Origin of the sequence: Parahoeflea olei, assembly GCF_001703635.1 — a bacterium.
Taxonomy (GTDB): domain Bacteria; phylum Pseudomonadota; class Alphaproteobacteria; order Rhizobiales; family Rhizobiaceae; genus Hoeflea; species Hoeflea olei.
This window is the reverse complement of the sequence record NZ_LQZT01000042.1, coordinates 239,460-265,046: the sequence shown is the minus strand read 5'-3', so window position 1 is coordinate 265,046 and position 25,587 is coordinate 239,460. Positions and strand designations below refer to the sequence as shown.

Here is a 25,587-nt window from a genome sequence, read left to right as displayed (position 1 = left end):
GTTCCTCGCGAGCCTGCTTACCTAATTTTGACGTTCGCGTAAACGTAAAAAATGGCGCGAACATGCTTCGATGCTTGACCATGTGATCAAAAATGCCCGAAAACAGCCGGTTTTCAGCAATTGCGATTGAAAATTTTGCAAAATATCGTGAGTGCCCGTATTGCCGCCGAAGGCGGCGGCAGCTGTCCGCGGAGAGCGCAGATGCAGTTCCGGCCCATCAAAAAACCCCGCCATAGGGGGCGGGGCGATGCCGAACGGAAAGACCGTGGACGCTGCTATTCGGATTCGCGCAGCATCTCGCGGACGACCTCGATCGTGCGCTCGAGTTCCTCGATGGCGGTGTTGATGCTCGCGCGCTGCTCCTCAAGCACCCGCATCTGCGCCTCGCCCTTCGACAGCGCCACCTTGAGCTGGGCGGTGTTCTTGCCGCGCGGATCGTAAAGGTCGATCATGCGCTTGACCTCGGTCAGCGAGAAGCCGACGCGCTTACCGAGCAGGATGAGCTTGAGCCGGGCGCGATCGCGCTTGGTGAACAGCCGCGTCACCCCGGCGCGGGTGGGCTTGAGCAGGCCCTTGTCCTCGTAAAACCGCAGCGTTCTCAGAGTAACGCCGAATTCCTGCGCCAGGTCGCCGATCTTGTAGAGCGGTTCGTCTTGGTTCGCGCCGGTTTCACTCATGTCGTTCATTGCTCAGGTCATTCATTGTTCGCCGGCAGGGAAGGCCGGAGCCGTCAGGACGCTGTTTCACCACAAATGAGGTAGGCGGTGTGCCATTAAACCTTCCGAACCGTCAAGTCGTGGCGAATTCCGGATCAGCGGCAAAGAAAAGTAACCTTGGTTAACGGCTTGTTTACCACGTTTCGCGGATTGTGCGCATCAAGAGCAGTAAGCCCGGGTCAATGTATCTTGTAGTTTCCGGTTTGGTGCCTGGCTCCCCGAAGCGCGCGACATGTCCGCCGCAGCTTCAAGGTGTCAGGGATCGTCTGCGCAGGGGGTGGAGCCCCGGGGCTCCAGACAACAACGCGAAGCGGAAACGGCAATGAACGGATCGCGATCTTTTTCTCACAGGTCTGGCGCGGGCGAGACATCGCTCGACGCCCTCAATCGCACGATCGAGGGCCTGGAAGCGCGAATTGAAGACATTCTCGGACGCAACGGCGCTGCCGCGCGGCCGCAGTCGCAGCACGCCGCACCGGCGGGCATCAAGGCCGACCTTCTCGAAGGCATCCGTGCGCGCCAGCAGTCGCTCGACGCCGCCCGCCGCGCCCCGGCTGCCGCAGCCACCGGTCCCGATCCCCGCCACCAGGCCGCCGCGCGTCCCGCACCGGCGCAGCCGGCCCGTCCGGCCGACGACATGAGCCAGATCCTGATCCGGGAAATGGCGGCGCTGCGCCGCGAGATGGGCGAGTTGCGCGCCGAGGCCCGCGACCAGGCGTTGCCGCAGGACCTGCGCCGCGATCTCGCCGGCATCTCCGCTGCGATCGACGCGCTCGGATCCCATGACGGCGGCGCCGATTCGCTGCGCCTGGAACTTGATTCGATGCGCTCGATGGTCGACCGGCTGGCACGCGAGGACAGCGTCCGCGCGCTCGAGAACCGGTGGCGGTCGATGGAGGAGCAGGTCTCCGGCCTCGATGTCGCGGGTCTGCGCGACGAACTCGTCAATCTCGCCTACCGTGTCGACGACATCCGCGGCGTGCTGGCCTCCATGCCCGCCACCGGGCAGGCCCAGGCGATCGAGGACAAGATCGCGGAGCTGTCGCGGTCGATCGAGGCGATGACCCGCGAACCGGCTCTGACCGCCGACCTTCCGCGCCAGTTCGACGGTCTCGGCCGGCGGCTCGACGAGATCACCCGCGCGATTGCGGCGCTGCCGGCACCGGTGCCCGCGCCGGTCGACCCCGCTCCTTTCGAGCGGCTGGAAGCCCGCCTTGCCGCGCTCGCCCAGAAGATCGACCATCTCGAGCCGGCCGCGCCGCAGACCGATATCGGCAACCGGATCGAGCATCTGGCCGCGCGCGTGGCGCAACTGGCCGAAGAGGATACGGTGGCGCGCCTCGATGCCCGCATCGAACGCCTGCAGGCGATGATCGAGGACGGCGCGCGGAGCGAACGCATGCCCGACCTCGCCGATACCCTCACCGACATTTCCGGCAAGATCGAAGCGCTCGACACCCGCGGCGTCGACCGGTCTCTGCTGGCCCGTCTCGACCAGCTCGCCGCGCAGATCGACAACCTTGCCATGCCCGCGCAGGAACCCGCGGCCGTGCCCGACGCCGTCATCGGCCGGCTTGAGGCCCTGATCGGACGGGCCGAAGCCACCGCCTCGCGCGCCATCGACCCGCTGCCCGGTCTCGAAACGCTCGACGCCAGGCTGGCCGACATCGCCTCCAAGCTTCAGCGCGCCGAACTGAGCGCCGCCGGCATCGCCATGCAGCCGGTGAGCGGGCTCGAAAATGTCGAGGCGCAGCTGGCTGAAATCTCCGCCCGGCTCGATCGCGCCACGCCCGCGCCGGACATGGCCTTCCCCGGCATCGAGGGGCTTGAAGCCCGGCTCGCCGACATCGCCGACCGGCTCGACATGTCGAGCGGCATGCATGCCGGCCCGAGCGACGAAGCCTTGCGCGGCCTCGAAGACCAGATCGCCAATCTCTCGCGGCTGGTGAGTTCCGCGCCCGCCGGTGCCGATGCGCAGGCCTTCGACGAACGCTTCGCCTCGATCGAGGAGCATCTGGCCACCAGCGACGAATTCGTGGTGGAAGCCGCGCGCCAGGCCGCCGAGGCCGCGCTCAGCGCCTATGCCGGCAAGATGGGCGGGGACCAGACCCCGCAGTCGATTGCCAATATTGAGATCATCACCGCGCTTGCCGACGATCTCAAGGCGCTCGAAAGCTTGAGCCGCAAGTCCGACGACCGCACCATGCGCGCCTTCGAGGCCGTGCAGGACACCCTGCTCAAGATCGCCGACCGGCTGGAACGGCTCGACGTCGCTCCGGCTTCGGTTCAGCGGGCCGGGTTGAACGACATGCGCGACGCGGTCGCCGATGCCCGCAGCGCCATCGAAACGGCCATGCCCCAGGCTTCCACCGAGGCGCTCGACAAGGCGATGCAGCAGGGCGACGACACCCCGTTCGCCGGGCGCGACCGCGCCCCACGGCAGGCCCAGCCTGCGCGCACGCCGTCGGAAGCCGCAGCGCTGGCCGCGGCCTATGCCGCAAGCCAGAGCGACGCCGAAGACGCCGACGCCCCGGCCGGTGCGACCGGTGACAGATCCTTCCTTTCGGGTCTCGCCGCCCGCATCCTGCCGGGCAAGGATGCGAACCGCGCGCCTGCCGAGCCGCAATTTACCGAAGTGGACGCGCCGCCGCTCGATCCCTCGATGGAACTCGACCGCGAAACCGCCAACATGCCGCTCGAGCCGGGCTCGGGCGCGCCCGACATCAACCGCATCCTGCAGAAGGTGCGGGAAGCCCAGGCCGCCGAACGCGCCCGCGGCGGCAAGCCAGCCGAAGACGGCTCGGAAAAGACCGAGTTCCTGGCGTCCGCGCGCCGCGCCGCCATGGCAGCGGCCGCGGAAGTTGAAACCATCGGCAAGGGCCGCAAGGGTGGTGGCAGCGGCTTTCTCGAAGTCCTGAAATCACGCCGCCGCCCGATCCTTATGGCGGCGGGCGCGGTGCTGCTCGCGATCATGGCGTTCCCGCTGGTCTCGGGTCTCGTCTCCGGCGGTGGCGAGAACCGGGCCGCGCTTGAGCCGGCAATCGTCGAGCCCGCGCCGGTTGCGGAAGAGGGCGCCGCTGCGGATGCGGCCGTCGATGCGCCCGAACTGGCCGCCGAACCGCGCTTGCCGCAGGTTCGCGTGGTCGAGCCGGGCGAGGATGCGCCGGTGAACGGACAGGCTGCCGGGCTGGACGCTGCCCGCGAGACGGCCGTCGCGCCTGCCGAGGCCGACACCACTGCCACCTCCGAGGAGGCGACCGCGGCGATTTCGGCTGGCGAAGCAGCTCCGGGTGCGGCCGCAGACACGACGCTTGCCACCGACCTTGCGGCGCTGCCCGAAGGGGCGCTCTCGCCTGCGCTCAAGGCGGCAGCCGATGCGGGCAACCCGCTCGCCTTCTACGAAATCGGCGCCCGCTTCACCGATGGCCGCGGTCTTCCGGTCGATCTTGCCGCCGCGGCGTCCTGGTATCAGCGCGCGGCCAATCTCGGCCATGCGCCTTCGCAGTATCGTCTTGCCAATTTCTACGAGAAGGGCAGCGGCGTCGAGCGCGACATCGAGGCTGCCAAGAAGTGGTACCAGATGTCCGCCGAGCAGGGCAATGTCAGCGCCATGCACAATCTGGCGGTGCTCTATGCCACCGCCGGCGCAGCTCCGGACTACGACAACGCTGCGGACTGGTTCAAGCGCGCGGCCGAAGTCGGCGTCCGCGACAGCCAGGTCAACCTCGCCATTCTCTATGCCCGCGGCGACGGCGTCGCCCGCGATCTCGAGCAGTCCTACAAATGGTTCGCGATTGCCGCCAATGACGGCGACAAGGATGCCGCGGCCAAGCGCGACGAGGTCTTCAACGCGCTCCGTCCCGAACAGGTGGAAGCGGCCCGCGCCGCCGTCGCCAACTGGACCGCCAAGCCCGTCGATCCGGACGCCAATGCGGTGGACGTGCCCGCCTCCTGGGGCGGCGGCAGCGACCAGACCGCGTCGGTCGACATGAAGAAGGCGATCCGCAACATCCAGGCGATCCTCAACAACAACGGCTTCGACGCCGGCATGCCCGACGGCGTGATGGGCGCCAAGACCACCAGCGCCATCAAGGCCTTCCAGTCCTCGATCGGCATGGAGCCCAACGGAGAGATCGACGACCGCCTGGTCAAGGAGCTGCTTGCCCGCAACGGTTGAGCAGGCAGGGCGCCTCTGCGCCCTTGCGTGCAAGCCGGGACGGATTCGCATCCGGGCGCCGTCCGCCGCGTCCGGCACCGGATCGGGGAAGAGGCGAAAGCGTGGCCGCAGCGGAAAAACCAATCGCGGGAAACGCTTCTCTTTTCAAAGCGATACCATTCGGTTTGACTCGGCGGTCCGAAACGCGCAATACGGTTTTGCGAGGCAAAGCCTGGCTTAACCCTTTTCCCAGCCGTTGACGCCCGGGGGCGCAAGGTGACGATTTACCTGCCGATCGCCGAACTGTCGGTCAATATCCTCGTTATCCTCGGGATGGGTGCGGCGGTGGGGTTCCTGTCCGGCATGTTCGGGGTCGGCGGCGGGTTCCTGATCACGCCTCTGCTGGTCTTCTACAACATTCCCCCCGCCGTGGCGGTCGCCACCGGCGCCAACCAGGTGGTGGCCTCGTCCGTATCGGGCGCGCTCGCGCATTTCCGCCGCGGCACGCTCGACATCAAGCTCGGCGTGGTGTTGCTGATCGGAGGTCTGGCCGGGGCCACGCTCGGCATCCAGATCTTCACCATGCTGCGCCGGGTCGGCCAGCTCGATCTGATCATTTCACTGCTCTATGTCGTTTTCCTCGGCGCGGTCGGCGGGCTGATGCTGTGGGAAAGCGTGATCTCGCTCCGGCGCGCGTCCAAGAACCAGCCGGTCTCGCTGCGCAAGCCCGGCCAGCACAACTGGGTGCACCGGCTGCCCTTCAAGATGCGCTTCAAGCGCTCCAAGCTCTATCTGAGCGTCATTCCGGTGATCATGCTCGGCTTTGCCATCGGCATCCTCACCTCGGTCATGGGCGTGGGCGGCGGTTTCATCATGGTTCCGGCGATGATCTACCTCCTGCGGATTCCGACCAATGTCGTGATCGGTACCTCGCTGTTCCAGATCATCTTCGTCACCGCCTTCACCACCATCGTGCAGGCGACGACCAACTTCACCGTCGACATCGTGCTTGCCTTCCTGCTGATGACGGCGGGCGTGATCGGTGCGCAATACGGGGTGCGGGTGGGGCAGAAGATGCGCGGAGAGCAGTTGCGCGCAGGCCTTGCGCTCCTGGTTCTGGCGGTTGCCATCAGGCTTGCCTTCGGGCTGGTGCTGCCGCCCGACGAGGTCTATTCGGTCGTCAGCGGGAGCTTCGGGTTCTGATGCGCGCGGCGGTCCTTTCCCTCGCAGCGATTGCGCTGTCGGTCCTGCCGGCGGCAGCACAGCTGGTCGATCCCTCGGTCAAGATCAACGAGAAGTTCTCCGAGCGCATCGACATCGGCATCTCCACCAACGAGATCGCCATCGCCTCGGATTTTTCGGGAACCGAAATCACCGTGTTCGGCGCCATCGATGGCGCCGACGAGCTGCTGCTGTCCACGTTCGCCTATGACATCGTGGTGGCGCTCGAAGGGCCGCGCCAGGCCGCCACCGTACGCCGCAAGGAGCGGGTGGCGGGCATCTGGATCAACCGCCATTCGATCAGCTTTGAACCGATCCCGGCCTCCTATTCGATGTCGAGCACGCGGCCGATCCAGAACATCTCCAGCATGATGGACCTGGCGGCCCGCGACATCGGCATCAACAATATCCGGCTGATCCCCACCGGCGGCATCGGGGACGGCTCGCGCGTGAGCGAATTCCGCGACGCGCTGCGGCGGATCAAGCAGAGCGGCGGGCTCTACCAGCGCGATCCCACCGGCGTGCGGTTCATCTCCAAGTCCCTGTTCCGCGCCTCGGTGCGGCTTCCGGCCAACATTCCCGTCGGCCAGCACGAGGTGCGCGCGGTTTTGTACAAGAACGGCGTGTTCGTGATGGAAAAGGCGATCCCGCTCAGGGTGGTCAAGACTGGCCTCGAGCAGTTCATCTACAATTCCGCCCATAGCTACAGCCTGGCCTACGGCATCTTCGCGGTGTTTCTCGCAGGCATAACCGGCTGGCTGTCGAGCCTGATCTTCCGCAAGGACTGACCCTGCGGCGCAAGGCGCGCGTCCGGCGCCCCGGCGCTGGGCGGGCGGTCAGCCGTTCATGCGGTTGAAGGCGACCGAATAGAGCCGGTCGCGGCCGATCAGGTGGGCGATCAGCCGGTTCCGGTCAAACAGCCCGCGCATGGCCGGGTGCCTGAGTTCCAGCGCGCCGGTGGTCGAACCGAAGGCGGGCATCAACAACCGGCTGCCGTCGCTTGCGAAACAGGGCCGTTTCACGCCCTTGCCGCGCCGGACCACGCGCGCCGCCGGATGCAGGTGCCCGGCGACCTCGCCTTCAGCCGCACCTTTGCCCGGTTCGTGGCGGAACACCAGGGTTTCGAGATAGAGCTCGCGCGACCAGGCGCCGTCGAGGCCCGCCGGGCGCTCGGGATCGTGGTTGCCCTCGATCCAGACCCAGTCGCGTCCGCGCTGCAGCGCCTGCAGCTCCTGCCGGTAGGCGGGCGGCAGGTGTTCGGAGCCGGTCCGGTCGTGAAAGCTGTCGCCGAGGCTGATCACCAGCCGCGGATCATAGGCCAGCACCGCGGCGGCAAGACGGGCAAGCGTGGCCGCCGTGTCGTAGGGCGGCAGCAGAAAGCCACGCCGCGCATGCGCCGCGCCCTTTTCCAGATGCAGGTCCGAAACCACCAGCGCCCGGCTTTGCGGCAGCCACGCCACGCCCGCCCGGTCGCAGACGACCGGCGTGCCGTTCACGTCGATCTCGACCGCGGCCGGTCCGGCTGCGTCCTGGGCGGTCTTGAAGGCGGACATCGGCCCGTGCATCGTTGTTCCGTTCATGCGAGGTTTTGCGCCTCGGCCAGCAGATCCTCCGCCGCCTCGGCCAGAATGCTTTCATGGGCTTCGCCGGCCACCGTTTCCCGCCCGATCTCGAGCATGATCGGCACGGCCAGCGGCGAGATCCGCTCGAGCGCCCGGTGGCGGATATGGCCCTTGATTCGCTTGAGCATAGCGCCGAGCCGGACAATGTCCAAAAGCCCCTGCGCCGCGTCGGCGCGGGTCGCGCGCAACAGGATGTGGTCGGGCTCGTGGCTGCGGAGCACGTCATAGATCAGGTCGGCCGAGACCGTGACCTGCCGCCCGGTCTTCTCCTTTCCCGGATGCCGCCGCTCGATCAACCCGGAAATGACGGCGCAATTGCGGAAGGTGCGCTTGAGCAGCCAGGATTCGTCGAGCCAGGCGTCCAGATCGTCGCCGAGCATGTCCTCGTCCAGAAGCTCGCCAAGATCGAGCCGTCCTCCCGCGATCATCGCGCCCATGTCCTCAAGCGCCCAGACCGCGAGCGAATAGTCGGTCGCCACGAAACCGAGCGGGCCGGCGCGCATGCGTTCGAGCCGCCGCGTGATCAGCATGCCGAGCGTCTGGTGCGCGACGCGTCCCTCGAACGGATAAAACACCATGTAGTGCCGCTCGGCGCGCGGGAAGGTCTCGATCAGCAGGCTGTCGCGCGCGGGCAGCTGCGAGACTTGGCTCTGCAGCCGGAGCCAGTCCGACACCTGCTCGGGCAGCGCGCCCCACCGGGCCGGATCGGCGATCATCGCCCGTACGCTGTCGGCGAGATAGGTCGACAGCGGAAACTTGCCTCCGGCATAGGCGGGCACCTTGGGGTCCTGGTCCCAGGCGCGCGAGACCAGGCATTCATTCTCGCGGATGCCTTCGAATCTGAGAATCTTTCCCGAAAACAAGAAGGTGTCGCCCGGCGCCAGCGATTCCAGGAAATATTCCTCGACCTTGCCGAGCGGCGGACCGCCGCGTCCCGAGAGCACGCCGTTCTTGCGGCTCGTGAGCCGCACATTGAGCATCGGCGCCTCGATGATGGTGCCGATATTGAGCCGGTACTGCTGCGCCACCTGCGGATTGGAGATCCGCCACAGCCCGTCGGCGCGCTTGCGGATGCGGGCATAGCGCTCGTAGCTCTTGAGCGCGTAGCCACCGGTGGCGACGAAGTCGATCACCTTGTCGAAGGTATCGCGATCGAGCCGCGCATAGGGCGAAGCGCTGGTGACTTCGGCATAGAGATCGTCGGCGTCGAACGGCGCCGCCGCCGCCATGCCGAGCACATGCTGAGACAGCACGTCGAGTGCGCCGTCGCCGCCCGGCGGCGTGTCCTGCGCGCCCGCGTAATTGGCGTCGATCGCCGCCTGGCATTCGAGCACCTCGAACCGGTTGGCTGGCGTCAGGATCGCCCGGCTCGGCTCGTCCATGCGGTGGTTGGCGCGGCCGATGCGCTGCGCGAGCCGGCTCGCGCCCTTGGGCGCGCCGACATGGATGACGAGGTCGACATCGCCCCAGTCGATGCCGAGATCGAGCGTCGAGGTGGCGACCACGGCGCGCAATTCGTTGCGCCCCATCGCCGCCTCGACCTTGCGCCGCTGGGCGGCGTCGAGCGAGCCGTGATGCAGCGCGATCGGCAGGCTGTCGTCATTGACGCGCCACAGCTCCTGGAACACCAGTTCCGCCTGGCTGCGGGTGTTGACGAAAATGAGCGTGGTGCGGTGCTCGCCGATGGTGCGGTAGATGTCGGTGATCGCGTAGCGCGCCGAATGCCCCGACCAGGGAATCCGCTCTTCGGTTTCGAGAATGGTGATGACCGGGCTCGCCCCGCCCGCCACCGTGATCCGGCCCGCAAGCGCTTCGCCCTCGGGTGGTTGCGGCGTGAGCCAGCGCTGCAATTCCTCGGGATCCGCCACCGTCGCCGACAGGCCGATGGTCTTCATCCCGGGCGCGAGCTTCCTCAGCCGCGCCAGCGCCAGTGACAAGAGATGCCCGCGCTTGGAGGCGATCAGCGAGTGCAATTCGTCGAAGATCACATATCGGAGCCCCGAAAACAGTCGCTCGGCCTGGCCATTGGCAATCAGCAGTGACACCTGTTCGGGCGTGGTCAGCAGGATGTCGGGCGGATCGGTGCGCTGCCGGGCGCGCTTGGACTGCGGCGTGTCGCCGGTCCGGGTCTCGATCCGGATCTTGAGCCCCATCTCGTCCACGGGGCGCGCCAGATTGCGCTCGATGTCGACCGCGAGCGCCTTGAGCGGGGAGACATAGAGCGTGTGCAGCGAGCCATATCCGGCCGTGCCCGGTTTTGGCCTGCCGCGCGCCGCAAGCTCCGTGAGGCTCGGCAGGAAGCCTGCCAGCGTCTTGCCCGCACCGGTGGGCGCGATCAGCAGCATCGAGCGGCCGGCGGAGGTCTCTGCCAGAAGCTCGAGCTGATGCGCGCGCGGCCGCCAGCCGCGGCTCGCAAACCAGCCGTGGAAGGGCTCGGGCAGCGTGAAGGCCGGGGCCGTGTCAGTCCTGTCGGGGGCCGGCATATCGGGGGCCGGGGAGGATTCGGTGCTCACCACACCAATCTAGTGCAGCCGTGCCGCCGCTCCAAGCCGAACCGTCACGCAAACGGGCAGGATTACATCCGGTAACCGGGGGGAGGGAGCGCGCCAGCCGTGTCCTCGCCAAGCTCAGTCGAACCGGCCTGCGGGGCGAGCGCGCCCGGCACCAGGGCCGCCTCCGCCGGGCGGCGGGCAATCACCAGATAGCCCTCGATCGTCTCCGCGCCGTCGCGCCGGATCGGCTCGCGCTCCATGCGTTCGATGCTGAGCCCGTGGCGGGCGAGAACGGCGCCGAGATAGCCCCCGCCGTGGCGGTAACGCAGCGAGGGTTGCAGCAGCCAGTCTTCGCCGTCGCGACCGGCCTCGCAGGAAAAGGCGAGCAGGCCGCCGGGGCGGACCAGCGCGGCGGCAATGCCGATCACCGTGTCGAGATCGCCGAAATAGGCAAACACGTCCGAGGCGGCGACCAGATCGGCCCGGTTCGCGGGCTCCGGCGCGCCGCCGGGCAGCCCGAAGCCGATATCGGCCTGTTCGAGATGATCGTAGACGCCTTTTTCCGCAGCCTTGGCCAGCATGCCCTGGGACAGGTCGTAGCCGTCGAGCCAGGAGGTCTTAAGCCGGATCCGTTCGCCGAACAGGCCGGTGCCGCAGCCGAGATCGATCACCTTGGCAAATTGCGCGTCGGCGCCGGCGACTTCGTCCAGCAGCCCGGCCAGCCGCTCGGGCACGCGGTAGCCCAGGTCCTCCATCAGCGCGGTGTCGAACCGGTGCGAATAGTCGTCGAACAGCGCCTCGACATATTCGCACGGGGGAAGCGAGGGCATTTCGGCCTGGCCGGTCAGCGACAGTTTCAGGCCTGCGCCGAATATGTCGGTCGGCGAGAGTGTCAGCACCTGCCGCCAGGCTTCGGCGGCACCTGCGAGATCGCCCGCCTTTTCGCGGTAGAGGCCGAGCTGGTGCCAGCCCGCGGCCCAGTCCGGCGCGCGCTCCAGCGCCTGCGCCTGCAGGTCGGCGGCGGCCGCTGCATCGCCACCCTCCGCATACATGCGGGCATATTGGGCGCGGCGATCGGAAATGAGATCGCCCGAGGACAATTGCTGGGCTGTCATGTGTGAACCGAATGCGGATTGGAGACGCAGCCTATGATCCTCGCCGATGAAAAACGCAAGCCCTTTTGCAAAGCCGCTGCGCGCCCTACCTTTTGCGCATGACGCCAAGGCCCGAAGACCTGCTCGTTCCCCGCCGCGAAGGGCTCTACTGCCCGCCGGGCGATTTTTTCATCGATCCGGTGCGCCCCGTCGACCGGGCGCTGATCACCCATGGCCATGCGGACCACGCCCGCGCCGGCCACGGCCATGTGCTTGCCACGCCCGAGACGCTCGACATCATGGCGATCCGCTACGGCGCGGATCACGCCGGTGCGACCCAACCGGCAGAGCTGGGGGAGGTGATCCGCATCGGCGACGTCACGGTCAGCTTCCATCCGGCGGGGCATGTGCTCGGCTCCGCCCAGATCGCCGTCGAGCGCGGCGGCATGCGCATCGTCGCCTCGGGCGATTACAAGCCGCGGCCCGACCCGACCTGCGCGCGCTTCGTGCCGGTGGCCTGCGACGTCTTCATCACCGAGGCCACTTTCGCGTTGCCGGTGTTCCGCCATCCCGATGCGGCGGCCGAGATCGACCGGCTCCTGCGCTCGGTCGCGCGCAACCCGGAGCGGGCGCATCTGGTGGGCGTCTATTCGCTCGGCAAGGCGCAGCGGGTGATCCGGCTGATCCGCGACGCGGGCTATGAAAAGCCGCTCTATATCCACGGCGCGCTGCAGAGGCTCTGCGACTATTACGAAAGCCGGGGCGTGGCGCTTGGCGACTTGCGTCCGGCCACAGTCGATGCCGGCGCCAAGGGCGATTTTGCCGGCGCCATCGTGCTCGGCCCGCCCTCGGCCTTCGGCGACCGGTGGGCGCGCCGCTTTCCCGATCCGCTGGTCAGTTTCGCCTCGGGCTGGATGCAGGTGCGCGCCCGCGCCCGCCAGCGCGGCGTCGAACTGCCGCTGGTGATTTCCGACCATGCCGACTGGGACGAACTGGCCGAGACCATCACCGCCGTGGCGCCATCCGAGGTCTGGGTCACCCATGGTCGCGAGGAAGCGCTGGTGCGCTGGTGCGCGCTCAATGGTATCGCCGCCCGGCCGCTGCACCTGGTCGGTTACGAAGACGAGGGCGACTGAACCGTGGACCGCTTCGCCGACCTTCTCGACACGCTCGCCTTCACGCCCTCGCGCAACGCCAAGCTCACGCTGCTTGCCGACTATCTGCGCCGGGTGCCCGATCCCGAGCGCGGCTATGCGCTGGCCGCACTCGCCCGCGATCTCGACATTCCGGCGGTCAAGCCTGCGCAATTGCGCGAGCTGATCGGTGCGCGCATGGATGCCGAACTGTTCGCCTATTCCTACGACTATGTCGGCGATCTCGCCGAAACCATCGCGCTTGCCTGGCCTGAGCGGGCTTCGATCCCTAGCCGCAACGATGCGCCGGGCGTGGCCGAGGTGGTCGAAACACTGCAGGCGGCCTCGCGCCGCGAGGGGCCGGCGTTGGTCGAAGCCTGGCTCGACCGGCTCGATCCGCCGGGGCGCTACGCGCTGTTGAAACTGGTGACCGGCGGCTTCCGCATGGGGCTGTCGGCGCGGCTGATCAAGCAGGCCTTGGCGGGTTTCGGCCAGGTGGAGGTCAACGAGATCGAGGAACTCTGGCACGGGCTCGCGCCGCCTTATCTCGATCTCTTCGCCTGGCTCGAGGGCACGGGCGACAAGCCGGTCAACGCGGCTGCAGCTCCCTTCCGGCCGGTGATGCTGTCGCACGCCATCGACGAGGCGGATTTCGAAAGGCTCGATCCGGCCGATTTCGCTGCCGAATGGAAATGGGACGGCATCCGCGTCCAGGCGGTGTCCGAGCGTGGCATCAACCGGCTCTACACCCGCACCGGCGACGACATTTCCGCAAGCTTCCCGGATCTGGTCGATGCGATCGCCTTCGACGGTGCGCTCGACGGCGAGTTGCTGGTGGCAAGGCCGGGCGAGGGCGGTGTCGAAACCGGCAGCTTCTCGGACCTGCAACAGCGCCTCAACCGCAAGACCGTGACCGCGAAACAGGTGCGCGAGCATCCGGCCTTCTTCCGTGCCTATGACATTCTCCAGGACGGTCGGGAAGATCTGCGCGCGCTGCCCTTCATCGCGCGCCGCGCGCGGCTCGACGCCTTCGTCGCGGGCCTCGATCCCGCCCGGTTCGACTGCTCGCCACTGCTCGATTTTGCGGACTGGGACGAGCTTGCGCGCTTGCGCGCCGATCCCCCGTTCGCGGTGATCGAAGGGGTGATGATCAAGCGCAAGGCGGCGCCCTATCTGCCGGGGCGGCCCAAGGGCGAGTGGTTCAAGTGGAAGCGGGATCCGTTCCTGATCGACGCGGTGCTGATGTATGCCCAGCGCGGCCACGGCAAGCGCTCGGGCTATTATTCCGACTACACCTTCGGCGTCTGGCGCGAGCCGGGCGAACTGGTGCCGGTCGGCAAGGCCTATTTCGGCTTCACCGACGAGGAACTGCTGAAAATCGACAAATATGTGCGCGACAACACCATCGAGCGTTTCGGGCCGGTGCGCTCGGTGCGCGCGGGTCCCGACAAGGGGCTGGTGTTCGAGGTGGCCTTCGAGGGCATCAACCGCTCCAGCCGGCACAAATCCGGCGTCGCCATGCGCTTTCCCCGCATCAGCCGGCTGCGCTGGGACAAGCCGCCCGCCGAGGCCGACCGGCTCGAGACGCTCGAGCGCATGATCGACGGCGAGGACTGAACGGACTTGCCGCGCGCGTGCGCCATGCTTATGTGAATCGGCGACTGAACAGGGAAGCTTTCGGCATGAGCAATGGTCTGACACGTTTTCTGGGCGACACGCCCGGCCGCACCGCCCTCAAGCTGCTGGTGGCCTCCTTCGTAGTCGGCGTCATCATGGCCGCCTTCAACTGGTATCCGGTCGACATCCTCTACATGATCCGCGATTTCCTGATCAATTTGTGGGAAACAGGCTTCGAGGCGCTCGGCCGCTTCGGCGGTTATCTGGCGCTCGGCGCCTGCGTGGTGGTGCCCGCCTTCATCCTGCTGCGCCTTTTCAGCCTGCGCGGCTGATCCCGGTTCAGGCGAACTCGGCGGCCGCTTCGAACGTCAGCAGATGCCGGCGCGCCAGCGCGTCGATATCGTGGCTGTAGCCGCCGCCGAGCACCGAGGCGATGGCGATGCCGCGCTCGCGGAAGAAGCCGAACACACGCCGGTCGCGCGCCTTGAGCCCAGCGTCCGTGAGCGACAGCCGCCCGAGCCGGTCCTCGCGGTGCGGATCGACGCCGGCATTGTAGAACACCAGATCCGGCACGAACCCGTCGATGGTCTGCGGCAGGAGCCAGTCGAGCGTTTCCAGATAGGCGTCGTCGCCCACCGCGTCGGGCAGGGCGACATCGATCGAGGAGACCTGCTTGCGCACCGGGTAGTTCTTCTCGGCATGCACCGAGACCGTGCGGATCGCGCGGTTGCCCGTGCAGATTTCGGCCGTGCCGTCGCCCTGGTGCACGTCGAGATCGATCACCAGCACGCGTCCCACTTCGCCGTCCGAGAGAAGCAGATGCGCGGCCACGGCCACGTCGTTGAAGGTGCAGAACCCCGCTCCCTGCGCGCGCCGGGCATGGTGGCTGCCGCCGGCGGTGTTGCAGGCAATTCCTTCCTCGAGCGCAAGCCGCGCCGCCATGATCGTGCCTGCGGTCGCAAGCCGCGCGCGCAGGCTCACCCGTGCATCCACCTGGAAGCCGATCTCGCGCTCGATCGCCGCCGGCACGGCGCAGTCGATCACCTGGTCGACATAGCCGCGCTCATGCGCCATCGCCAGCCAGTCGGCGCTCGCCGGTCCCGGAACGTGCAGGGTCGCTGCCGCGCCGAGCCCGGTTTCGCTGATCAGCTGCATCAGCCGGGTGTATTTGCCCATCGGAAACCGGTGTCCCGGCGCGAAACCGGCGTCATAGTCGGGGGCATGGATGATGGGGAGGCGCGCCATGCTTTCGTTTTGGCGCGCGGCGGCAATTTCGTCCAGAGTTGAAGATGGGCTTTCTTGATGGCGCGGTCTATTTTCAGGCCCGGTTCGACTTCGAATCGCATCACCCGGGGATGACTGCATGCTGACGGAAAACCCGCCTGCCGAAGCGGTGAGGATCAGGACATTCGAGGTCAACAACCGCATGGTCATGGCGATCGCGGTGCCGATGACGCTCGCCTATCTCACGACGCCGCTTCTGGGTCTGGTCGATACGGCTGTGGTGGGGCGGCTCGACAATGCGGCGCTGATCGGCGGGCTGGCGATTGCCGCGATCCTGTTCGACCTGGTCTTCGCCACCTTCAATTTTCTGCGTTCCGCCACCACCGGGCTGGTGGCGCAGGCCATGGGGCGGGAGGATGCGACCGAGGAGCAGGCGGTGTTCTGGCGCTCGCTGATGATTGCCGGGGTCGCAGGGCTCGCCGTGATTGCGGTCGCGCCGCTCTTGATGAAACTCGGCCTGCCAGTGATGGGCGCGCGCGGCGATGTGGCGGCCGCGGCCGCGACCTATCTCGGCATCCGCGCGCTGTCCGCGCCGGCGGCACTCGCCAATTACACGATCCTTGGCTATGTGCTCGGCCGTGGAATGGGAGGCACCGGCCTGTTCCTGCAGACCGTCATCAACGGCACCAACATCGTGCTGTCGATCTGGCTCGGCCTCTGGCTCGATTTCGGCCTGAAAGGCGTGGCGCTCGCCACCGTGATCGCCGAAGTTACCGGCTGCGTGATCGGTTTCATCATCATCCACCGCCGCTTCGACCGCCGCGTGAGCCCCTCCTGGAGCCGCATCATCGACCGGCCGTCGATCATGAAACTGATGGCGCTCAACGGCGATATCATGATCCGCTCGTTTGCGCTGATGGCAGCCTTCGCCTGGTTCACGCGCCTGGGCACGGGCCTCGGGGAAGTGACGCTGGCGGCCAATGCCATCCTGATGCATTTCTTCCTGGTCGCAGGCTACTATCTCGACGGGTTTGCCAATGCTGCCGAACAGATTGCCGGCCGTGCCATCGGCGCCCACAACAAGCCGGCCTTCCGCAAGGCGGTCAGGCTCACGACCCTGTGGGGCTTCGGGCTTGCCGGCTTCACCACCGTGTTCTTCCTGCTGTTCGGCAGCACCGTGATCGGCTGGATGACGACGCTTGCGCCGGTTCGCCTCGAAGCGGACCACTATATTTTCTGGGCGGCCCTGACAGCGGTGGCGGGCGTGCTCGCTTTCGAGATGGACGGCGTCTTCGTCGGCGCAACCTGGTCGCGCGACATGCGCAACATGATGCTGGTGTCGCTCGCGCTGTTCATCGTCCTGTCGCTTGCGCTGACCAGGATCTGGGAAAACACGGGGCTCTGGATCGCGCTCAACATCTTCCTGGCCGCCCGCGGCTTCACGCTGCTGGCGATCCTGCCGCGGCGGATGGACCAGGCCTTCGGCCCCGGCTGATATCGCCTGATCCCCGCCCGGTCAGGCGGGAATCGCAAGCGCTGCGTAATGGGCGGTCTTCAGGTCGCGCAGGGCCGAGACATGGGCAAGGCCCTCGCGGTCGCAGAGCCGCGACAGCCCGCGCACGATCTGCTGCGGCAAGCCGGGCCCGCCATAGATGAAGCCGGTGTAGATCTGCACCAGGTCCGCGCCCGCGCGCATCTTCTCGGCCGCGGTTTCGGCGCTGTCGATGCCGCCGACGCCGATCAGCGGCATCTCCGGCCCGAGCCGGGCGCGCATCTTGGCGAGCACGATGGTCGAGCGCTCGAACAGCGGCCGTCCCGAAAGACCACCCGCTTCGCCGGCTCGCGGGTGCTTTGCAAGCCCTGTGCGCGACAGCGTCGTGTTCGACACGATCACGCCGTCGAGCTTCTGCCCCAGGCATTCGGCGGCGATGTCGTCGAGATCGCCCTCGACGAGATCCGGCGCGATCTTGAGGAACACGGGCACGCGTCTGCTCTTCGCGTCGCGTTCGGCCAGGACCCGTTGCAGCAGGTCCGCGAGCGCCGCGCGGGTCTGCAGGTTGCGCAGGCCCGGCGTGTTGGGCGAGGAGATGTTGATGGTGAAATAATCCGCCACGTCGGCAAAGCACGAGATGCCCGCGACATAGTCCGCCGCGCGGTCCTCACTGTCCTTGTTGGCGCCGATATTGATGCCGAGCAGGCCCGCGCGACGGTCAGCCGAAATCCTTGCATGCGCCGCGGCATGGCCGCCATTGTTGAAGCCCATCCGGTTGATCACCGCATGATCCCCGACCAGCCGGAAGATCCGCGGCCTGGGATTGCCCGGCTGCGCCTTGGGCGTCAGCGTGCCGACTTCGACGAAGCCGAAGCCGAGCCGTGCCAGTTGCGGGGCGACCTCGGCATTCTTGTCGTAGCCCGCCGCCATGCCGAGCGGATTGGGAAAGGCGAGCCCCGCCACGGTGACCGCAAGCCGCGGATCGCTGTCGGCCCGGCATCCCGGCACCATGCCGCTTTTCAGCGCGGTGATGGACAGCCCGTGCGCGGTTTCCGGGTCGAGCGTGAACAGCGCCTTGCGGCCGATGGTCTCGAAAAGGCCGCTCATGGCTCCATGTCCGGAAACTGGTGTGCCCCGTCGGTTCCGAGCGGCAGCGGTCGCACCCATTTGACCGCCGACAGCGGCAGCTCCCCGTAAAGATGCGGGAACAGGGCGCCGCCGCGCGAGGGTTCGAACACCAGCGCCGCGCCGAGCGCGCCGGCATCGACCGCGACCAGCAAGAGGTCGTCCTGTCCGGCGAAGTGCCGGCGGGCGGTTTCGGCGGCCTGCTCGCGGGTCGAGAAGTGGATGAAGCCGTCTGCGAGATCCACCGGCGCGCCTGTGAACTTGCCTTGCGTTTCCGCGGTGCGCCACGGCGCCTCCGGCGTGATCTTGTAAATAGTGGCCTGCATGGCTTGGGGGTCCCGTTCCTGGTTGCGATTGTCCCGGCGGTGCGCAAGCAGGGCCGGATGCGGGGATCGCTTCTCGATTCTGTCGCGATTGCGTGTCATGACAGGGCAAACAGGAGGATACCGTCATGACCCGTCTGGCAATCTTGTGTGGAGCGGCCCTGGCCGTGTCCGCGTCCGCGCCGTCCCACTCCCAGGAGCCGATAGCAAACCGCTTCACGTTGGAAAAGACTGAAAACGGCTTTGTGCGCATGGACACCGAGACCGGCGAGATGTCGATCTGCGCCGAGCAGGCCGGCAATCTGGTCTGCCGGCTGTCCGCCGACGAACGCCGCGCCTATGACGAGCGCTTGGCCGAGCTATCGTCCCGCGTCGATGCGCTCGAGCAGCGCCTCGAGCTGATGGACCCGCCCTCGGCGATCGCCAGGAGCCCGGAGCAGGAGCCCGACGAGGCCGAACTCGACCGCGCCGTCGAGACCATGGAAAAGGTGATGCGCCGCTTCTTCGGCATGGTCGAGGACCTGCAGCGCGAGTTTGGCGATGCGCCGAAAACCCCGCCGAAACCGCTTGCGGAGCCGGTGCCGGACCGGACCTGACCGCCTCCAGGCGGACCCGCATCCATTTGGCCCGCAGATGCGTAGGAAGACCTGCCGGTGCGCGTTCGGGTGCCGGCAGCACACGAAAGGGACCGCCATGAAAATTCTCCAGATCCTCATTGCCGCCGGTGCGCTCGGGCTTGCGGCGTTGATCGTCGTCGCGATCTCAGCCGGCTCGTTTTCCGAAGCCGGAAGCTGGCTGATGTCGGATCCCTGGGGGCGGGTCACCCTGGCCGATCTCTATCTCGGCTTCGTTCTGGCGGCCGCCGTGATCTGGCTGTGCGAACCCCGGCCGCTCGTCGCGGTCTTGTGGATCCTGCCGATTCCCGTGCTTGGCAATGTCTGGGCCGCGGTCTGGTTCATCCTCCGGTTGCCGCACTTGCGCGAACGCATCGCGCGCCGTTAATGTGGGTTTTGCAATCCGCGTCATGGACCGGATTCGCCGCGACAGCGCGACCGGTTGGGGGGAGAGTGCATGGCGCCATTGACATTCATCATCGCGGACGACCATCCGCTCTTTCGCGGCGCGATGCGCCAGGCGCTTGAGGGGATAGGCGACGGCAATGAGATTCTGGAGGCCGGGGATCTTGTCAGCGCCCGCAAGACCGCGGCCGATCATCCCGAGGCGGATCTGATCCTGCTGGATCTGACCATGCCGGGCGTGTCGGGCCTGTCCGGGCTGATCGCCTTCCGGGCTGAATTTGCGAGCCTGCCGGTGGTGGTGGTCTCGGCCACCGACGACCCCGCGACCATGCGCCGGGCGCTTGAACTCGGCGCCTCGGGCTTCATTTCCAAGTCCGCCAGCATCGAGGATATCCGTCAGGGCGTGCGCACGGTTCTCGATGGCGGCATCTGGACGCCGCCCAATGTCGATCTCGGTTCGGAGCACGATCCGGAGATCGAAAGCCTGATCTCCCGGTTGCAGACGCTGACGCCGCAACAGGGCCGCGTCCTCGGGATGCTCGCCGAGGGGCTGCTCAACAAGCAGATCGCCTATGAGCTCGGTGTCTCCGAAGCCACCATCAAAGCGCATGTCTCGGCCGTGCTGCAGAAGCTCGGCGTCGATAGCCGCACCCAGGCGGTCATCCATCTCTCCAAGATCGGGTCGGAACTTCTCAACCAGTCCGACTGACGGTGTCCGGGCCCGCCGGGCGAAAGGGCGGTGGCGCCAACCGTCGCTTCCGCAGCGGCCGGTCTATTCTGCGGCGGCGCGGCGCGTGGCCGCAATCTGGTTGAGATAGGCGCGCAGGGCTGCCGGCTTGATCGGCTTGTTCTGTATGGCGACCCGTTCGGCATCGGCGCGCGCGCGCACCTCCGGCGTGCGGTCGGCCGTCACCAGCAGGGCGGGCACGTCCTGCTTCCAGCGGCGGCGCAAGGCGATGATGGCGTCGAGCCCGGTGCCGTCGTCCAGGTGATAATCGGCGAAAATGACGTCCGGCGCTTCCTCGGTCTTGGCGAGCTTGAGGCTGTCGGCAAGCGAGCCCGCGGCGAGCACGGAGCAGCCCCAGCCGCTCAGCAGCAGTGTCATGCCCTCGAGGATCTTCGGCTCGTTGTCGATGCACAGCACCCGAAGCCCCTTCAGATGCGCGCCGATCTCCGGGCCGCTGCCGCGTTTGGCCTGCCCCTGGATGCGCTTGATGTTGGTTTCAAGCGGAAGTTCCACCCGGAACTCGGTGCCCTTGCCGGCCTGGGAGGCGATATCGACCGAATGGTTGAGCACCCGGGCGATGCGGTCGACGATCGACAGCCCCAATCCCAGGCCCGAGGCGGTGCGCGCGCCCTCTTCCAGTCGCGCGAATTCGCGGAACACGGTGCGGAACTTGGTGGAGGGAATGCCGATGCCGGTGTCGATGACCTGGATGATCACCTTGTCGCCGCGCCGCCGCACGCCCACCAGCACCCGGCCTTCCCGGGTGTATTTGATGGCATTGGAGACCAGGTTCTGCACCAGGCGGCGCAACAGGTTGGGGTCCGAGCGCACATAGACGCTGGTCGGCATGACCGTGAATTTCAGGTTTCGCTCGCGCGCGACGGGCGCGAAATCCGTTACCACCCGCTGCAGAAGGTCATTGAGCGGAAAGCTCGCCAGCCGCGGCTTCATCGCGCCGGTATCGAGACGCGAGATGTCGAGCACCGCGCCCAGGATCGCCTCCACCGATTCGAGCGAGGAATCGATGTTCTGCACCAGCTTCTGGTCGGGGGAATTGCCGAGCCGTTCGACCAGCGTCGAGGAATAGAGCCGCGCGGCATTGAGCGGCTGCAGGATGTCGTGGCCGGCGGCGGCGAGAAACCGGGTCTTGCCGATATTGGCTTCCTCGGCGCTCAACTGCGCCTTTTCGAGTTCCCGGTTGACCCGCATCAGTTCGGCGGTGCGCTGGCTCACGCGCTGCTCGAGCGTCTCGTTGGCCTGCTTGAGGGCCACGTCGGCCACCACCCGTTCGGTGATGTCGGCATAGGTGGTAACGATGCCGCTATCGGGCATCGGATTGGAGCGGATCTCGATGATCCGCCGTTCAGGCCCGATGGTGAGCGAGAAGGCTGTGTCCATGACCAGGAAACGGTCGATCACGTCCTGCGCCTCCCCGGCCTCGATGTCGCCGCGCTCGACCAGCATCGAAATGATGGTTTCGAGCGGGAAGCCCACCTGGCCCACATGTTCGGGCAGCTCCATCAGCGAGCGGAAGCGCTTGTTCCAGACCGTGAGCCGGTTCGAACTGTCGAACACCGTGATGCCCTGGTTCATCTGCCCGAGCGCGGTCTGCAGCAGGTCTCGGTTGTACTGCAGCGCTTCGGAGGCCTCGTCGAGCAGCCGCGCGGTGTCGCCGGGAATGTCGTCGGCGCGCTCGAACAGCAGCGACAGCACCAGCCGTGCCGAGGCCGAGCCGATGGCGCTGCCAAGCAGCTGTTCGGCAAAGCGCAGCAGGCCCATGTCGGCCGGATCGTCGTCGTTGATCCAGCGCCCGATCGCGCGCTCGTGGGAATGGAACGAGCGTTCGGTGCGCTCGTGGCCGAGATAGCGGCTGATGGTCTGCTTGAGATCGGCGACCGTGACCTTGGTCTTCCAGCTCCGGCCGGACGTGGTCAGCCGGCGGCTGTCGGGGATGAACATCGCGGCCTGGATCCGCTCGATCGATTTCGGGCGCCGCGACAGCGATCCGATCACATAGGCCAGGCAATTGACCAGCATGCTCAGCACCACCGCATTGAACAGCGGGTCGGAGTCCGGTCCCGTGAAGGTCTGCGTGCCGGGAATGATGAAATCGAGAACGGCGGCGGCGACATGGCTGTTGTCGGGTCCGCCCAGGCTCGGGACCATCAGCACATAGGCCCAGATCGCGATCCCGCAGGACAGGCCCGCGATCGCGCCGCGCGCATTGGCCTGGCGCCAGAACAGGCCGCCGAAGAAGGCGGGCGCCAGCTGCGCGATCGCCGCAAAGGACAGAAGCCCGATCGAGGCGAGCCCGGCATTGATGTCGGCCGCGCGGTAGTAGGCGAAGCCCAACAGCAGGACGCCCATGATCGCGGTGCGGCGGATGATCAGGATCTGGTTCGAAAAATCCCCGCCATGGCCACGGCGGCTGCGGCGCCGGAGCACGATCGGGACGATGATGTCGTTCGAAACCATGATCGCCACCGCCACGGAGGCGACGATTACCATCGCGGTGGCTGCGGAAAAGCCGCCGATGAAGGTCAGCAGCGCGACGATCGGCATGTCGTTCGTCATCGGCAGCGCCAGCACGAACAGGTCGCTGGCGCCGCCGCTGCCGAATTGCAGCACGCCGGCGACCGCAACCGGCAGCACGAAGATGTTGATGGCGACGAGATAAAGCGGCAGCAGCCAGCCGGCGAGCCTGAGTTCGCCCGCCGTACGGTTTTCGACCACCGCCACGTGGAACTGGCGCGGCAGCAGGATGATGGCGAAGGCGGACAAGAGGATCACCATCACCCAGCGCAGCGGCGGGGTCTCGTAGGTCAGCGCGGCCATCACCTCGGGATGGGCCGTCACCGCGCTGAACAGGTCCCAGGGGCCGTCATACATGACGAAGATCACCGACAGGCCCACCAGCGTGAAGGCGAGAAGCTTGACCAGCGATTCCATGGCGATCGCCAGGATCAGGCCGTCCTGGTGCTCGGTCGCATCGGTGTGGCGGGTGCCGAAGATCGCCGCGAAGGCCGCCAGCACCAGCGTCACGAAGAAGGAGATGTCCGAGAGGAAGAAGGTCTCGGTGACCCGGTTCAACTGCTCCACGTCGACCAGCACAGCGACCGAAGAGGACACGGCCTTCAGCTGCAGCGCGATATAGGGAACGCTGCCGATCACCGCGATCAGGGCCACAAGCGCCGCCACCATCGGGCTCTTGCCGTAGCGCGCTGCCATGAAGTCGGCGATCGAGGTGAGCTTTTCCGCCTTGGCCAGCGTGACGATGCGCCTGAGGATCGGCATGCCGAGCGTGAACATCAGGATCGGGCCGATATAGATCGCGGTAAACTCGAGCCCGCGCGAGGCAGCGAGCCCGACGCCGCCGAAATAGGTCCATGAGGTGCAGTAGATCGCCAGGCTCAGCGAATAGATGATCGGCCGCCCGGCATTGCGCATGCGCCGCTGGCGCGCCGACCGGTCGCCATAGGCCGCAATCGCGAACAGCAGCAGCAGATAGACAAGGGCCGATCCGAACACCAGCCAGCCGGGCATCATCGCTATGCGCTCCCTCCATTCCTCCGCATTTGAGCATAGACCGATAAAGCTGCCAAACAATACAGCCTTTGGTTCAGCATCGGCGGCGCCCGGCCGTGCCGCGGCCAGGTGAAAATGCCGCTTCCCTGGCCGCGCAACTGTGTTAGAAAACGGTCAACCGCCGGGCGTGGCGCGGCTTGCGGCGGCAATCGAGAGGGACACAGCGCCGGAGGGAAATCCCATGCTAAACGAGTTCAAGGCCTTCATTGCCAAGGGCAATGTCATGGACCTGGCCGTCGGCGTCATCATCGGCGGCGCGTTCGGTCTCATCGTCACGTCGCTCGTCAACGACGTGATCATGCCGATCGTCGGCGCCATCTTCGGCGGCTTCGATTTTTCGAATTACTTCATCCCGCTGTCGTCGGAGGTTACCGCCACGACGCTGGAGGCGGCACGCGAGCAGGGCGCCGTGTTCGCCTATGGCAATTTCCTGACCGTGCTCATCAATTTCCTGATCCTGGCCTGGATCATCTTCCTCATGGTCAAGGGCGTGAATTCCCTGCGCGCCAAGGAAGAAGAAAAGCCCTCCGCTCCCGTCGCGCCGCCGCAGGACATCGCGCTGCTCACCGAAATCCGCGATCTGCTCAAGTCGCGGGCCTGACGCGCCCCGCCGGTCCTTGCGGCCGGACCCGATGCGAAACCCCGGAACCTTGGTTCCGGGGTTTTTCGCTTTGGGCCAATGGCTTGGGTTCATCAAAAAAATCGATTGATCCATGACGTCCTTTTGGATGCGGCCCCTGTTGCGACGCGGTAAGAAGGGCAAACGGAGTTCGTCATGAATCAATTCGACAGCCTGAGCCGCCGCGCCATCAAAGCGCCCGAAAGCGGCATCGTCGCCGTGGTCAACCATGGCCGTCTCAAGCCCGGCCTGATCCCGCTCTGGGCGGGGGAGGGCGACGAGCCCACGCCCGATTTCATCAGCCGGCCCGCGGCCGAGGCCCTGACCCGCGGCGAGACCTTCTACACCTGGCAGCGCGGCATTCCCGAACTGCGCCACGCGCTGGTCGATTACCACGAGCGCCATTTCGGCCGCAGGCTGCCTTACGAATCCGTCTGTGTCACCGCCTCGGGCATGCAGGCGATCAAGATCGCCGTCGAGGCCGTCACCGATCCGGGCGACGAAGTGGTCTACATCACGCCGGCCTGGCCGAATTTCTCCGCAGCGCTGGAAATGTCGGGCGGCGTCGCCGTCAGCGCCACGCTCGACTACGAGAACGGGCGTTGGAGCATTGATCCCGACCGGATCGCGCGTGCGATCACGCCCCGGACCAAGGCGCTGTTCATCAACACGCCCTCCAATCCCACCGGCTGGACGGCGACCCATGCGGACCTTGCCGCGATCCTCGATCTCGCACGCAAGCATGGCATCTGGATCATCGCCGACGAGATCTATTCCCGCTACTTCTATGCCGCGGCGCGCGCGCCGTCCTTCCTAGACGTCATGGACGAGGACGACCGCATCATCTTCGTCAACTCGTTTTCCAAGAACTGGTCGATGACCGGCTGGCGGGTGGGCTGGATCGTGGCGCCGCCATCGATCATCCAGGCGCTCGAAAACAGCGTCCAGTACCAGACCTCGGGCGTCGCCCAGTTCATGCAGCGCGGCGCGGTCGCAGCGCTTGAACAGGGCGAGGACTTCGTCGAGGCGCAGATCGCCAAGGCCGCGAAGGCGCGCGACCTGTTCTGCGATGCGCTCACGGGCACCAACCGGGTCGTGACCCAGAAGCCCGACGGGGCGCTCTACGCGTTTTTCCGCATCGACGGGGTCACCGATACCAAGGCCGCGGCGATCGACATTGTCGACCGCGCCGGCGTGGGCCTGGCCCCGGGAACCGCCTTCGGTCCCGGCGGATCGAGCTTCCTGCGCGCCTGCTTCCTGCGCCGCCTCGACCATGTCGAGGAAGCCGCCGGGCGTCTGGCGGCCTATATCTCCGCGCTGTAGCCGCGTCGTGAAACCCGGCCTCCCGTGAGGTCAGGCCAAAGGCTGCGGTGGCCGTTCATGGTTTCTTGAAATTTGCCCGTCATGCTGGCGGGCGGAGTT

The 25,587-nt window shown here is 66.7% G+C and carries 20 protein-coding genes; 12 read left to right on the top strand and 8 right to left on the bottom strand.

What is annotated here, in order from left to right; all coding sequences use genetic code 11:
• Positions 1 to 275: 275 nt before the first annotated feature.
• Positions 276 to 677 (bottom strand): MerR family transcriptional regulator, encoded by a 402-nt coding sequence (locus AWJ14_RS18055; RefSeq protein WP_083220358.1) that lies wholly within the window; start codon positions 675 to 677, stop codon positions 276 to 278.
• 361 nt (positions 678 to 1,038) lie between these two features.
• Between AWJ14_RS18055 and AWJ14_RS18050 the strand changes: the two genes are divergently transcribed.
• The 3 genes from AWJ14_RS18050 (at position 1,039) to AWJ14_RS18040 (ending at position 6,881) form a co-directional block, all read left to right on the top strand.
• The gene (locus AWJ14_RS18050) at positions 1,039 to 4,893 is read left to right on the top strand and encodes an SEL1-like repeat protein (RefSeq protein WP_066182500.1); all 3,855 of its coding nucleotides are present in this window, start codon (positions 1,039 to 1,041) and stop codon (positions 4,891 to 4,893) included.
• Positions 4,894 to 5,148: 255 nt separating this feature from the next.
• On the top strand, positions 5,149 to 6,075 hold the full coding sequence (locus tag AWJ14_RS18045) for a sulfite exporter TauE/SafE family protein (protein ID WP_066182497.1): 927 nt from the start codon (positions 5,149 to 5,151) through the stop codon (positions 6,073 to 6,075).
• The gene (locus tag AWJ14_RS18040; RefSeq protein WP_066182494.1) at positions 6,075 to 6,881 is read left to right on the top strand and encodes a TIGR02186 family protein; all 807 of its coding nucleotides are present in this window, start codon (positions 6,075 to 6,077) and stop codon (positions 6,879 to 6,881) included. The genes AWJ14_RS18045 and AWJ14_RS18040 overlap by 1 nt, the downstream gene beginning before the upstream one ends.
• A 48-nt stretch (positions 6,882 to 6,929) precedes the next feature.
• On the opposite strand, the gene pdeM is transcribed toward AWJ14_RS18040, so the two are convergent.
• The 3 genes from pdeM to AWJ14_RS18025 all read right to left on the bottom strand — a co-directional run bounded on the left by pdeM (position 6,930) and on the right by AWJ14_RS18025 (position 11,322).
• Positions 6,930 to 7,646 (bottom strand): ligase-associated DNA damage response endonuclease PdeM, encoded by a 717-nt coding sequence (gene pdeM, locus AWJ14_RS18035; RefSeq protein ID WP_066182776.1) that lies wholly within the window; start codon positions 7,644 to 7,646, stop codon positions 6,930 to 6,932.
• Between the two features lie 23 nt (positions 7,647 to 7,669).
• Positions 7,670 to 10,198, bottom strand: coding sequence for a ligase-associated DNA damage response DEXH box helicase (locus tag AWJ14_RS18030; protein ID WP_066182774.1), 2,529 nt, complete (start codon positions 10,196 to 10,198; stop codon positions 7,670 to 7,672).
• A gap of 92 nt (positions 10,199 to 10,290) precedes the next feature.
• On the bottom strand, positions 10,291 to 11,322 hold the full coding sequence (locus tag AWJ14_RS18025) for a class I SAM-dependent DNA methyltransferase (protein WP_083220343.1): 1,032 nt from the start codon (positions 11,320 to 11,322) through the stop codon (positions 10,291 to 10,293).
• A gap of 98 nt (positions 11,323 to 11,420) precedes the next feature.
• Between AWJ14_RS18025 and AWJ14_RS18020 the strand changes: the two genes are divergently transcribed.
• The 3 genes from AWJ14_RS18020 to AWJ14_RS18010 all read left to right on the top strand — a co-directional run bounded on the left by AWJ14_RS18020 (position 11,421) and on the right by AWJ14_RS18010 (position 14,383).
• The gene (locus tag AWJ14_RS18020; protein ID WP_066182771.1) at positions 11,421 to 12,437 is read left to right on the top strand and encodes a ligase-associated DNA damage response exonuclease; all 1,017 of its coding nucleotides are present in this window, start codon (positions 11,421 to 11,423) and stop codon (positions 12,435 to 12,437) included.
• 3 nt (positions 12,438 to 12,440) lie between these two features.
• Positions 12,441 to 14,051: a cisplatin damage response ATP-dependent DNA ligase gene (locus AWJ14_RS18015; protein WP_066182488.1), complete on the top strand. Its 1,611-nt coding sequence runs from the start codon at positions 12,441 to 12,443 to the stop codon at positions 14,049 to 14,051.
• A 65-nt stretch (positions 14,052 to 14,116) separates the two neighbouring features.
• Entirely contained in the window at positions 14,117 to 14,383 is a 267-nt protein-coding gene (locus AWJ14_RS18010) for a DUF6460 domain-containing protein (RefSeq protein WP_066182485.1), read from the top strand.
• 7 nt (positions 14,384 to 14,390) lie between these two features.
• Here the strand turns inward: AWJ14_RS18010 and AWJ14_RS18005 are convergent, their stop codons facing one another.
• Positions 14,391 to 15,296, bottom strand: a complete 906-nt coding sequence (locus AWJ14_RS18005; RefSeq protein WP_066182483.1) for a histone deacetylase family protein — start codon at positions 15,294 to 15,296, stop codon at positions 14,391 to 14,393.
• A 118-nt stretch (positions 15,297 to 15,414) separates the two neighbouring features.
• Between AWJ14_RS18005 and AWJ14_RS18000 the strand changes: the two genes are divergently transcribed.
• Positions 15,415 to 16,770: an MATE family efflux transporter gene (locus AWJ14_RS18000; protein ID WP_066182481.1), complete on the top strand. Its 1,356-nt coding sequence runs from the start codon at positions 15,415 to 15,417 to the stop codon at positions 16,768 to 16,770.
• 21 nt (positions 16,771 to 16,791) lie between these two features.
• On the opposite strand, the gene AWJ14_RS17995 is transcribed toward AWJ14_RS18000, so the two are convergent.
• Both AWJ14_RS17995 and AWJ14_RS17990 read right to left on the bottom strand, forming a co-directional pair.
• Positions 16,792 to 17,874, bottom strand: coding sequence for a quinone-dependent dihydroorotate dehydrogenase (locus AWJ14_RS17995; protein ID WP_066182478.1), 1,083 nt, complete (start codon positions 17,872 to 17,874; stop codon positions 16,792 to 16,794).
• Positions 17,871 to 18,218: a DUF952 domain-containing protein gene (locus tag AWJ14_RS17990; protein WP_066182475.1), complete on the bottom strand. Its 348-nt coding sequence runs from the start codon at positions 18,216 to 18,218 to the stop codon at positions 17,871 to 17,873. Before AWJ14_RS17990 ends, AWJ14_RS17995 begins: the two co-directional genes overlap by 4 nt.
• 125 nt (positions 18,219 to 18,343) lie before the next feature.
• On the opposite strand from AWJ14_RS17990, the gene AWJ14_RS17985 reads away from it, so the two are divergent.
• The 3 genes from AWJ14_RS17985 to AWJ14_RS17975 all read left to right on the top strand — a co-directional run bounded on the left by AWJ14_RS17985 (position 18,344) and on the right by AWJ14_RS17975 (position 19,943).
• On the top strand, positions 18,344 to 18,811 hold the full coding sequence (locus AWJ14_RS17985; protein ID WP_066182472.1) for a hypothetical protein: 468 nt from the start codon (positions 18,344 to 18,346) through the stop codon (positions 18,809 to 18,811).
• A 97-nt stretch (positions 18,812 to 18,908) separates the two neighbouring features.
• The gene (locus tag AWJ14_RS17980) at positions 18,909 to 19,217 is read left to right on the top strand and encodes a hypothetical protein (RefSeq protein ID WP_066182467.1); all 309 of its coding nucleotides are present in this window, start codon (positions 18,909 to 18,911) and stop codon (positions 19,215 to 19,217) included.
• A 69-nt stretch (positions 19,218 to 19,286) separates the two neighbouring features.
• A complete protein-coding gene (locus tag AWJ14_RS17975) occupies positions 19,287 to 19,943 on the top strand; it encodes a response regulator transcription factor (RefSeq protein WP_066182464.1) in 657 nt (218 codons plus the stop codon).
• A 63-nt stretch (positions 19,944 to 20,006) separates the two neighbouring features.
• Here the strand turns inward: AWJ14_RS17975 and AWJ14_RS17970 are convergent, their stop codons facing one another.
• Positions 20,007 to 23,507, bottom strand: coding sequence for a hybrid sensor histidine kinase/response regulator (locus AWJ14_RS17970; protein WP_066182462.1), 3,501 nt, complete (start codon positions 23,505 to 23,507; stop codon positions 20,007 to 20,009).
• A 220-nt stretch (positions 23,508 to 23,727) separates the two neighbouring features.
• On the opposite strand from AWJ14_RS17970, the gene mscL reads away from it, so the two are divergent.
• Positions 23,728 to 24,147 carry a large conductance mechanosensitive channel protein MscL gene (mscL, locus tag AWJ14_RS17965; protein ID WP_066182460.1) on the top strand — a complete coding sequence of 140 codons (420 nt, stop codon included), beginning with the start codon at positions 23,728 to 23,730 and terminating at the stop codon, positions 24,145 to 24,147.
• Positions 24,148 to 24,321: 174 nt separating this feature from the next.
• On the top strand, positions 24,322 to 25,488 hold the full coding sequence (locus AWJ14_RS17960; protein ID WP_066182453.1) for a pyridoxal phosphate-dependent aminotransferase: 1,167 nt from the start codon (positions 24,322 to 24,324) through the stop codon (positions 25,486 to 25,488).
• The last annotated feature ends 99 nt before the right edge of the window (positions 25,489 to 25,587 follow it).